The 11,480-nt window shown below is 36.7% G+C and carries 10 protein-coding genes and 2 pseudogenes; 8 read left to right on the forward strand and 4 right to left on the reverse strand.

Annotated elements, in window-relative coordinates; translation table 11 throughout:
* Nucleotides 1-348 precede the first annotated feature (348 nt).
* On the reverse strand, nucleotides 349-618 hold the full coding sequence (locus G322_RS22380) for a transposase (RefSeq protein WP_051143776.1): 270 nt from the start codon (nucleotides 616-618) through the stop codon (nucleotides 349-351).
* Nucleotides 619-669: 51 nt separating this feature from the next.
* Between G322_RS22380 and G322_RS24840 the strand changes: the two are divergent.
* Nucleotides 670-968: pseudogene (locus G322_RS24840) on the forward strand (IS701 family transposase); the annotation flags it as partial.
* Nucleotides 969-1,119: 151 nt separating this feature from the next.
* Here the strand turns inward: G322_RS24840 and lplA are convergent.
* The 3 genes from lplA to G322_RS0113535 form a co-directional block, all read right to left on the reverse strand.
* Nucleotides 1,120-2,106, reverse strand: a complete 987-nt coding sequence (gene lplA / locus G322_RS0113525) for a lipoate--protein ligase (protein ID WP_022942286.1) — start codon at nucleotides 2,104-2,106, stop codon at nucleotides 1,120-1,122.
* Entirely contained in the window at nucleotides 2,099-3,829 is a 1,731-nt protein-coding gene (gene lpdA, locus G322_RS0113530) for a dihydrolipoyl dehydrogenase (protein WP_022942287.1), read from the reverse strand. Before lpdA ends, lplA begins: the two co-directional genes overlap by 8 nt.
* A gap of 165 nt (nucleotides 3,830-3,994) precedes the next feature.
* Nucleotides 3,995-4,348 (reverse strand): carboxymuconolactone decarboxylase family protein, encoded by a 354-nt coding sequence (locus G322_RS0113535; protein ID WP_022942288.1) that lies wholly within the window; start codon nucleotides 4,346-4,348, stop codon nucleotides 3,995-3,997.
* Between the two features lie 562 nt (nucleotides 4,349-4,910).
* Between G322_RS0113535 and sbcB the strand changes: the two genes are divergently transcribed.
* From sbcB to G322_RS24300, 7 genes and pseudogenes are all read left to right on the forward strand, one after another.
* Nucleotides 4,911-6,368 (forward strand): exodeoxyribonuclease I, encoded by a 1,458-nt coding sequence (gene sbcB / locus G322_RS0113540; RefSeq protein ID WP_022942289.1) that lies wholly within the window; start codon nucleotides 4,911-4,913, stop codon nucleotides 6,366-6,368.
* Between the two features lie 50 nt (nucleotides 6,369-6,418).
* Nucleotides 6,419-7,006 (forward strand): hypothetical protein, encoded by a 588-nt coding sequence (locus G322_RS0113545; protein ID WP_022942290.1) that lies wholly within the window; start codon nucleotides 6,419-6,421, stop codon nucleotides 7,004-7,006.
* Nucleotides 7,007-7,211: 205 nt separating this feature from the next.
* Nucleotides 7,212-8,177, forward strand: a complete 966-nt coding sequence (cysK, locus tag G322_RS0113550) for a cysteine synthase A (RefSeq protein WP_022942291.1) — start codon at nucleotides 7,212-7,214, stop codon at nucleotides 8,175-8,177.
* Nucleotides 8,178-8,558: 381 nt separating this feature from the next.
* Nucleotides 8,559-8,816, forward strand: a complete 258-nt coding sequence (locus G322_RS0113555) for an HPr family phosphocarrier protein (protein ID WP_022942292.1) — start codon at nucleotides 8,559-8,561, stop codon at nucleotides 8,814-8,816.
* 39 nt (nucleotides 8,817-8,855) lie between these two features.
* A complete protein-coding gene (gene ptsI / locus G322_RS0113560) occupies nucleotides 8,856-10,577 on the forward strand; it encodes a phosphoenolpyruvate-protein phosphotransferase PtsI (RefSeq protein ID WP_022942293.1) in 1,722 nt (573 codons plus the stop codon).
* A gap of 80 nt (nucleotides 10,578-10,657) precedes the next feature.
* Nucleotides 10,658-11,167: a PTS glucose transporter subunit IIA gene (gene crr, locus G322_RS0113565; protein ID WP_022942294.1), complete on the forward strand. Its 510-nt coding sequence runs from the start codon at nucleotides 10,658-10,660 to the stop codon at nucleotides 11,165-11,167.
* Nucleotides 11,168-11,372: 205 nt separating this feature from the next.
* Nucleotides 11,373-11,480 (forward strand): annotated as a pseudogene (locus G322_RS24300) (arsenate reductase); the annotation flags it as partial.

An 11,480-nucleotide genomic window follows, 5' to 3' on the forward strand; every position in this document is an offset into this window, starting at 1 on the left:
GTGCGGAACCGAACTTAGTAACCCCTGCTCATGACACAATACTGTTGCATAATTCGCTGTCGTCCCTTGCTGAAGTGATTGATCGGCTAAGGAAAATGCAAACGGGATAGGTGCAGCCGCATTGATCCCGTATCTAGAAAAAGGTTGGGATGTCCCCGATTAGTTTCTTATTAACCGAGCAAACAAAGTTTTGACCTAGTTGCTCTTATTTCTAAATGACTTATTTTCATGTTTAAGATTTTTAATTTCAGAAGAAGAAACAACGCGTTGTTTAGTTGTGTTGCCATTAATGAAATCAAGTTTCCACTGTTTTACATGATGAGGTAAATGCCTTGCTCTCTGCAATGTTTATTCAGTTAGGGAGCCTGATTCAACAATCATATTAAAGCGCTCCTCTAGTGACCAATCTTGTGGTCTTTTATCATTATTCATGCTTGTTATCTCATTCTTTGAAGCCGTTTCAAATTCTTGATTTTTGGCTTTGGTCGTCCATGTACAAAGTGTTGATACACCAACACCTAAAGACGCTGCGATTTCTGTCAATGTAGTATTATCATTTCGATTAAGCGACTTTTCTACTGCTTGTATTTTAAATGATGTTGAATAACTTCTCTTCATTATTACCTCTAATTAAATTTAGAGGCGACAACTATCCTGACACAGGGGGGTAATGATGTTGAGCTAGATAAAGATGCCATAGAAACGATCTATCAAAAACGATGAAAAATTGAGGTTTTCCATGAAAACATAAAATCCAATACAGTATTAACAAAATCACCAGCCAAAACAATCAAGACGCAAAGCAACCCTATTTTCATATTATTGTTAGCCACAGTAAAGTTAGAGTGCTTGAGTATAAAAAAGGGCTAACGACATTTGGTTTGAAAATGAAACTTTATATCAAAGCACAAAAAGCAGCAATTGAGGCTTTGCACCTAGAGCAAGCCTCACTGCGTAACATCAGTTAGTAATATGTATCACAAGTAATTAGAAAAATCGTAGCCCAAATAAATCAAGAAATAGCATTTAGAAAACGCTATTCTAGAAAAGTATTAGTATATGATCAGCTACACCAAGCCTCCGATAATAGATGTTGCCAGCGCACTCTTTATTAGATACTCATTGTGACGTGAGATATTCTTCAAATATTAATGAAATATCGTCAATTAGTATTGGAGTATTAAGGGTGCTTTTAATCGTAGTTAAAATATTAGTTAATTTAAGAGGTTGCCCCTTTAGATTAATGGCTAGTTGACTAAAATTATCTTGAATTATTGAATCAGTATGTATGTTTAACATTGCGATTGTTCCATTTTCAACATTAAGCAAAATATCTATAATTCCCCACGAATACTTTCTTTCTAGGGTTATTTCAAATTCAGGACTTTCTGAATAATTCCATTCCCAAGAATTATATTTATTCATGTATTTATCAAGTTTAAAGAGGCCCTCTGAAATTATAACGTGGCTATTCTGTACGTTATACTTTTCTGAGAAACTCTTTATCAGCTCGCTTTTCAAGCTCTCGACATCAAGGTTTTTAGCGCAATCTTGTAAATTAATCACTCTTGATTTGATTGAATCAATCCCCTTTGACTCAACCTTTAGCTTTGAAACTGATAAGTATTTAATTAACTTATCAATATCAACATTGACTAACAATGTACCGTGATGACAATGCATACCGTTTTCAGTAACAAAGGCATTACCCGAAAATTTCTTTTCATTCACCGTTAAATCATTTCGTCCATTAAACTCTCCCGTAATATTAAATTTCTTCAAAGCGCTAAAGATAACCTCGAAGTTATCATCAATGCTGTAGTTTTCTGCTGACGCTATAAATGTGAAATTTAAATTTCCAATATCATGGTATACCGCTCCGCCCCCCGAAAGACGGCGGATCAATCGAACATTTTCTTTTTCCATTATCTTTAATCGGCATTCTTTATAGGGATTTTGATTTCTTCCAATAATAATACTATTTTTATTTTGCCATAAATAAAGTATTTTATGATCCTTTGGAAGCGTCTCCATTAAATACTCTTCGATTGCCAGATTGTGTGCAGGGTCAAGTGATCGTGAGAGATATACTTGAAACTCACCCATAGTGGATCCCTTTCCCCTCTACGCTTAATAATGCTTCATGTACCGCTTCAGATGTTGTCGGGTGAGCATATATAACATGAACCGCTTCCTTAACGGTTGTTTTCGCTGCGATTAAGTTGGTTACCACACTGAGTAAGTCGGTTGCATGAATACCAACGAGCCCGCCTCCAATAACAACGCCACTATCAGGGTTTGAAATGATTTTCACAAAACCTTCTGTTTCACCCATGGCTTGCGCCTTGCCATTTGCAACCATTGGAAATTTACCGACTTTATAAGGGATATTTTTATCTATACACTGTTTTTCTGTCAGTCCCGTGCTGGCAGCTTCTGGGAAAGTGAAAATTGCACTGGGAATATTGTCATATTGCATTTGAGCATCTATTCCCGCTATATGATCAGCAGCCACAATACCTTGGTGTGAAGCAACGTGAGCAAGTTGAATAATATTGGTAACGTCCCCTATTGCATAGATTTTTTCATTTGATGTTTGCATTGAATTATTGACATCAATACCATTTTCTTTCTCATTTAATTTCACATTGAGTTTTTCTAGATCAAGAGAATCAATATTTGCCGTTCTTCCCACCGCAATCGCAACTTTTTCACTAATAACAAGGTTATGTTTATCAGCGGTTTTAAAGTTAACAATTTTAGAGCCATCAACAGATGTTTTAATTACTTGAGCACAGGAATTTTCATATAATTTTATGCCTTTTTCAATAGCAGACTCTCTTATAACCGTAACTATATCTTGATCCATATCGTTGAGAATAGTGGGAAAAAACTCAATAACATTTACTTTACAGCCTAACGAATTAAATATAAAAGCAAATTCCATTCCTATTATTCCACCGCCAATGATAGTTAATGACGCGGGAATTTCTGTTAATTCAAGCAACTCTTTACTGGTGAGTATCGAATCATCGGCACCTTCAATGGGGAGCATACTCGGAGAGGAGCCTGTTGCGATAATTAAGTTTTTAAATTTTATTTTTGCATCTAATTTTTTATTTTTAATAGAAAGCGTATTTTGATCACATACTTCTGCTGTGCCAATAATCACTTTAATTCGATTATGCTTCATTAGATGTTCAACACCTGAGACGAGGTTATTAACAACACCAACCGTTCTTTCTCGAATTTTTTCTAATGAAATTTTTACATCTGTTATCTCAAGTCCAAATTCACTCGCTCGCTTTACATTTTCATAAAGATTAACACTGCTAATGATAGATTTTGTTGGAATACAGCCATAATTTAAACACGTTCCACCAAGCTTATCTTTTTCTATAAGTAACACGCTTTTTCCATTTTGTGCGGCACGAATTGCAGCAACATAACCACCAGGACCACCACCAACAATAACCACATCTTTTTCATATTCTTTTTTTGCAGGTTTTGATACACCAAATGAATATTTTTTTAAGGCAGATTTTTCGATGGGATTGGTTGCACTGATATTGCAACTTTTAGGTGAGGTACATTCACCATCTACTATTCCAATCACTTGATTTTTATTTACAGAATCACCTTCAGAAATGATTAATTTTTCTAAGATGCCTTTATAATTTGAGGTGAATTTCACCGTCCCTTTAGACGATTCCACAATAAATAAAAGATCTCCAGAGTTAATTTCTGAGCCCTCTTTTACGTTCATTTTTCCTATAACCCCCGTTTTGTCATGCCCTGAGAATTCTTCAATAATTAAGTCAAACTTCATTTAAATCTCCATCACATTTAATATATATAATTTAAATAACCTGAATTCTGGATAATTAAAAAAACGACAGCGTTTATTTACCAGAACTCAGGCTAAATAATTAATTTTATGAACAGGTAAAACTTGATCGATTGCACACCTTCAGCACTGCCGAAGGTGCGATGGTTATTTAAAATCACCTTCAAATTCGTCTAAACTTGCCTTTAGTAACGTCACGGAATACGCCATAGAAGGTCCGCCACCAAAAGCCACAGAAACCATTGAAGACTCTATAATCTCTTCTCTAGTAGCCCCTGCTTCTAGTGCTTTATAGCAGTGATAGACAATGCAATATTCACATCGGCTATAACAACTAATCGCCACACTTATTATTTCTTTGGTTTTTAAATCAAGCGCTTTTGGTTCGTACGCGGCACCTAAAAGCCCCATAAATGCACCAACATGCTGTTCATTAGTTTTGCTTAATTCTTCTAATCCGCCAACAAACGAATCTAACATTTCTCTTACGTTATAAGTCATTTCTATTCTTTCCTAAAATTTAGATTGTGATCGTTTAAGGTATAGTACAACTGAGGTTATATTATAAAATAGCCCCAAAAAACCCACCAAATCAAAATAATTACGTTGCATAATATTTTATACATTTGTAACGGATATGGGTTGTTGTTCTTGATTCGATTGTATATATAACGCAAAAAAAAAATTAGAGAACAATCACACTTTCAAAGGAGAGAAATTGATCAAAATCAGGATATTAGCTCAATATTTTTAGGGCAGTAAAATGGACGCTATAATGACCATTTTTAAATGAAACCATCACCATTTTATCAGTGATAGATCACATTACTCCCCTGTATTTTCATGTATGAAGCCAAAGTGACGCATTAATAACAGCCCTCAAAAATATAACGCGTTTAAAAATACACTCAATTAATCAATGAGCTCCTGATATTTAAGTCTTTCCCGTATATAATGCGACGATATTGGATCTTTTTGAGTCGATTTTAAAATATTCAACTAATATAAAATAAAAACAATCAATACTAAATCAAGATCACAGCAATAAAAGAGAAGGTCTAAAATGGGTAAGATAGAACAGCAGGCACATACAAACACGTTGCAACAGCCCACTTTATACTGGCACGATTACGAGACCTTTGGGCTTAGCCCAGGTACCGATAGACCCTCTCAATTTGCAGGGATCCGTACTGATCTTGAATTAAATGCCATTGCCGATGCCAATGAGTGGTATTGCCGTATTCCCAGTGATTATCTTCCCGATCCAGTTGCATGTTTAATCACAGGAATAACTCCCCAACAAACACTCCAATATGGCATCACTGAAAACGAATTTATCACCAATATCAACCAACAATTTAGTCAGCCTAATACCTGCGTAGTGGGATACAACAATATTCGTTTTGATGATGAAGTCACCCGTTTTACGTTATATAGAAATTTTTTAGATGCTTATCAACGTGAGTGGAAAGACGGTTGCTCTCGCTGGGATATTATCGACCTTGTACGTGCCTGTTATGCACTGCGACCAGAAGGGCTAAACTGGCCAATTGATGACAACGATGTGCCCTCTTTCCGTTTAGAGTTATTAACCATTGAGAATAAACTTGCACATGATCAAGCACATGATGCAATGAGTGATGTTTATGCCACCATTGCTATTGCAAAGTTAATTAAACAGAAACAACCAAAATTATATGATTACTGCTTCAATTTACGTAAAAAGGGTAATGTACTTAATACCTTAAAGCTAGGCTCATACACACCTGTTATCCATGTATCGGGCATGTTCCCCGCTTTACAGGGTTGTATCTCTTATGTGTTACCGATATGTGAGCATCCGAGTAACAAAAATGCAGTGATTGTAGTAGACCTTAATAAAGATCTGAGCGCACTAGCCACATTAACCGCTGAAGAGATCCGCCATTATCTCTATACGCCAACGACAGATCTTCCCGAGGGGATAACCCGCCCAGCTATTAAGCTTATCCATATCAATAAATGTCCTTTTATTGCACCCGCAAAAACATTGTCAGAGCAACGTGCAGATGAATTAGGTATCGATAGAGTACAATGTAGAGCGTCATTGGATTTTATAAAAACACAAACGTCATTGGCTAAAAAGTTACAGCAAGTATTTATACAAGAGCGTGATTTTGACAAAAAACAGACAGTGGAAGAGATGCTGTACAGTGGTGGTTTTTTCTCAAATAACGACAAAAAACTTATTAATCAGATAGCTACAAGTGACATTGCTGATTTGAGCAAAACTGACTTTCAATTTGAGGATGATCGTTTAGTGATGCTGTTATGGCATTATCGTGCGAGAAACGGAGAGCAGTTTCTGGATATTGACGAGCAACAAAAGTGGCAAAGAGAGTGTCAATTATACCTGTTAGAGCATCAACAAAGTTACATAGAAAAAATCGATGCGCTTGCTTTAGAGCATCAACATAACCCAGAGAAAATTGAGCTGTTACAGCAGTTGCATCACTATTTACAATTCTTAAGCTGTAAATAATGATCCATGTAACATATACTATTTGGCACTCAACTCAAGGAGAAAAGGTAATGCGCAAAATGAAACAAAAAATAGTTACTGTGGTTGCACTTTTCTCTTCTATTACATGTTTTGCAAGCGAAGTACCCAGTAATAGTCTACAAGTTGAGTATCAAAAAAGTATTGCTCAGATAACAACTGAGCAAATAGCAACAAAGAGCAAACTATTAAGCCTCAACACGGTTTACCAAATTCCAGTAGCAACTTATCATTACCTCGATGAAGCGTTCACTTCTCTTTATAATAAAGTAACTTTTAATACCAGTATTACCGATAGCACCTTTAAAAAGAGCGCCCATTATGAGTTGATTTCGATCCCCTTAATAGCAGAAAATACACAAGGTTTGCAGGTTGAGCTCTTTGGTAATTTTTCCGATCCATCAACACAACGTTTAAGTAACTTTTCAGCAGATCAAACTCTCTCTGACTATTATTCTAATACCGCACAGTTTAATATCTATAATAGTGAACTTGCGTTGGGTGCAGGGATTAGTTTTAACACTGGCAAGCGGAGTAAAATTAAAATGATCATTTCCAATAGTAATATACCCGGTTACGGTAATAGCAACGCATTAGTTGGTTTTGAAACACGTTTTTAATATGTAACTACTCAGGTCGTTGCCCTGAGCATTTACAGTCTATTTTTATAAAAACACCTCAAATTTGAAGGGGGGCTGAGTAGTTACTTTAATATTACGTTATCACTAAACCTCATATCCTATAACCAAATTATATTTCCTCCTTCTAGATAGTTCAGCTATGCTGTTTTTAGCAACTAGTTAACCGCAACTCAAGGAAAATATAATGTCTAAAATCTTTAACGATAATTCACAAACCATTGGTCACACACCACTTGTACGTTTAAATAATGTCACAACAGGTAATGTATTCGCCAAAATTGAAAGTCGTAACCCAAGCTTTAGTGTTAAATGTCGTATTGGTGCGAACATGATTTGGGAAGCTGAAAAGAACGGCACGCTCACTAAAGAGATTGAATTAATTGAAGCAACCAGTGGTAACACTGGTATTGCATTAGCATTTGTTGCTTCTGCGCGTGGTTACAAAATCACCTTAACCATGCCTAATACAATGAGTATTGAGCGTCGTAAACTACTAAAAGCACTCGGTGCAAAGATTGTCTTAACAGATGGCGCGTTAGGCATGAAAGGCGCAATTAACAAAGCAGAAGAGTTAGCAGCAAGCAATCCAGACAAATACCTTGTTTTACGTCAATTTGAAAATCCAGCTAACCCACAAATTCATGAAAAAACAACAGGCCCTGAAATCTGGGAAGATACAGACGGTGAAATTGATGTATTTGTTGCGGGTGTTGGTACTGGCGGTACTATCACAGGAGTGAGTCGTTACATTAAAGAAACACAAGGCAAAGCTATCATCAGTGTTGCTGTAGAGCCGACAGACTCACCGGTTATCTCACAAACATTAGCAGGCGAAGAAATTAAACCAGGCCCACATAAAATCCAAGGTATTGGTGCTGGTTTTATTCCTAAAAACTTAGATATCTCTCTGATTGATCGTGCAGAACAAGTAAGCAATGATGATGCAATTGAGATGGCGCGTCGTTTAATGGAAGAGGAAGGTATTTTAGCCGGTATTTCATCAGGAGCGGCCGTTGTAGCAGCTGCTCGTTTAGCCGCCGAACCTGAATTTAAAGATAAAAATATCGTGGTTATTTTACCAAGCTCTGGTGAACGTTACCTTTCTACGGCACTTTTTGCAGGTGTATTTGAAGGCGAAACCTTCGCATAATCAGTCTAAAAATAAGACAACTATTTAAAAGGCACTCTATGTGCCTTTTTTTTGTAAAATATCATCTACAGATGTTCAAAAAGCACACAGCAATTACACTATTCAGTTTTTTTTTACAGAATTTTAGTAAAAACCTATTGACCCGACCGCCCTATTTAAGGATTATCTAGCTACAATATGGATGTTGTAATATATTTTGACGAGATCAAATGATTATTTAATCTCGTAAAGATGTGACTTGTAGCATAAAACTTGACCTAGATTAAATTCATTTTTGTATTTATTGGTTACTTTACTACAACAGTTTTATTCCTTGTTATTATCTTCTGTAAATAGAAGCAATAATAACCATATATTTTTTCATAAAATCAAGGTATTTCCATGTATCAAAAAACAGTAACAATCACAGCGCCAAATGGTCTTCATACTCGTCCTGCCGCACAATTCGTAAAAGAAGCTAAATCATTTGCATCTGATATCTCTGTAGAAGTTGGTGGTAGATCAGCAAGTGCAAAAAGCCTATTTAAGCTACAAACATTAGGTCTTACACAAGGTACATCGGTTAATATCAAAGCTGAAGGTGCTGACGAACAAAAAGCAGTTGATAGTTTAGTTGCACTAATGGCAACACTTGTATAATTAACACTTTGTTTTAGTTCGAAAACTTAAGGATAGTTTATGATATCTGGCATTCTAGCATCACCTGGCATTACCTTTGCAAAAGCACTGTTATTGCAAGAAGATGAAATCTCTCTCAACACGGATAAAGTTGAAGATATAAATTTAGAAATTTCTCGTTTCCTGGACGGACGCGCGAAGGCTTCAGCTCAGCTTGAAATAGTAAAACAAAAAGCACTACAAACATTTGGTGAAGAGAAAGAAGCCATCTTCGAAGGGCACATTATGTTGCTTGAAGATGAAGAGCTAGAAGAGGATATCGTCGCTTATATCAAAAAGCATAACTGCTCTGCTGACTTTGCAATTCATAATATTGTGGAAGAAAATGCCACACTACTTCAAGAGTTAGAAGACCCTTATCTGCGCGAGCGTGCTACCGATTTTCGCGATATTGGTAGTCGTTTACTGAAAAATGTACTGGGTATTGATATTGTTAATCTCAGTAACATTACTGAAGAGGTGATATTAATCGCGAATGATTTGACCCCTTCAGAAACAGCACAGATTAACCTTGATAACGTATTAGGTTTCATCACCGATATCGGCGGTCGTACCTCTCACACTTCTATCATGGCGCGTTCATTGGAAATTCCTGCGATTGTAGGGACGAATGATATTACTAAACGTGTAAAAAATGGTGATATCATCATTCTTGATGCACTTAATAATAAGATCATCATTAATCCAAGTGACGCAGAGCTTGCTGATGCGAAACAAATAAAAGCAACCTTCCTAGCCGACAAAGAGGAGCTTGCAAAATTAAAAGATCTGCCGGCAATGACGCTTGATGGTCATCACGTTGAAGTTTGTTCAAACATCGGTACTGTTAAAGATACTGATGGTGCTAAACGCAACGGCGCAGAAGGTGTTGGTTTATACCGCACAGAGTTCTTGTTTATGGACAGAGACCAACTTCCTACCGAAGATGAGCAGTTTATGGCTTATAAAGAAGTAGTTGAAGCGATGGAAGGTAAAGCCTGTATTATCCGCACCATGGATATTGGCGGAGACAAAGATCTACCTTACCTAAACCTACCGAAAGAGATGAATCCATTCTTAGGTTGGCGTGCTATCCGTATCTGTTTTGATCGCCCTGAGATCATGAATCCACAACTGCTTGCATTATTACGTGCTTCTGCATTTGGTAAGATTCGCATCATGTTCCCAATGATCATCTCAGTTGAAGAGATCCGTAAACTAAAAGAGATTTTAGAAACGTTAAAAGCGGAATTAAGTACTAAAAATATCGCCTTTGATAAAACCATTGAAGTCGGAGTGATGATTGAAACACCCGCAGCAGCGGCCATTGCGCATCACCTGATTAAAGAGGTTGAGTTCTTCAGTATCGGTACCAACGATTTAACCCAGTATACACTAGCGGTTGACCGTGGTAATGAGTTAATCTCTGATCTCTACAATCCAATGACCCCTTCAGTACTTACCATCATTAAAGGCGTTATTGATGCCTCTCATGCGGCAGGCAAATGGACGGGTATGTGTGGTGAACTTGCAGGTGATGAACGTGCAACATTGCTACTACTTGGTATGGGGCTTGATGAGTTCTCAATGAGTGCTATCTCAATCCCAGCGGTGAAGAAAATTATCCGTAATACAAACTTTGCAGATGCAAAAGCATTAGCAGATAAAGCGTTATCAGTTGCAACGGCAGCTGAAATTGAAGCCCTGGTCAATGAGTTTAATAAAACCAAAGGCATTAACTAATTTTCAAAACGGATCTATACTGTTAAGTCTATGATCCTTTTAGTAACTTATTCTATAAAATTATAATTTGGAGTTAAACCATGGGTTTTTTCGATTCGTTAAAGAAAGCAGTATCTGGTAATACACAATCTGACAATACTATCGACATCATTGCACCACTTTCAGGCGAGATTGTTGCCATTGAAGATGTGCCAGATGTGGTATTTGCAGAAAAAATTGTTGGCGACGGTATCGCAATCCGCCCAACAGGTAACAAGATGGTTGCACCTTGTGACGGTGAAATTGGTAAGATTTTTGAAACTAACCACGCATTCTCTTTAGAGTCAGATACTGGCATTGAACTTTTTGTTCACTTCGGTATCGACACTGTTGAGCTTAAAGGTGAAGGTTTCACTCGTATCGCACAAGAGGGCCAGAAGGTCAAAATGGGTGACACAATCATCGAGTTTGATCTGGAATTCTTAAAAGAGAATGCAAAATCAATCTTAACACCTGTTGTTATTTCAAATATGGATGAGATTAAAGAGCTTCAGAAAATGTCTGGAACAGTTGAAGTTGCCACTGATGCAGTATTAAAAATCGTTAAATAACAAAAGCGACATTGTTATTTTTTAAAGAGTCACTTAGGAATCGTTACACAATAACTTGCGCTAAATTATTTTCAAAAAGCCTGAAATGACTGGTTATTTTGAAAACAAAAGCGCAAGTAATTTTGAAGCCGATCCTTAAGTGGCTCTTTTTGTTTCTCTCCCACTATCATCTTCTGTTACAATCATTTTATTTTAATGGATAAAAATTGTGACCACTCTCTACGGCATCCCTAATTGCGACACAGTCAAAAAAGCAAAAAAATGGTTAACACAACATAATATCTGTTACTCTTTTCATGATTATCGAAAAGAT

Origin of the sequence: Psychromonas hadalis ATCC BAA-638 (genome assembly GCF_000420245.1) — a bacterium.
GTDB lineage: Bacteria > Pseudomonadota > Gammaproteobacteria > Enterobacterales > Psychromonadaceae > Psychromonas > Psychromonas hadalis.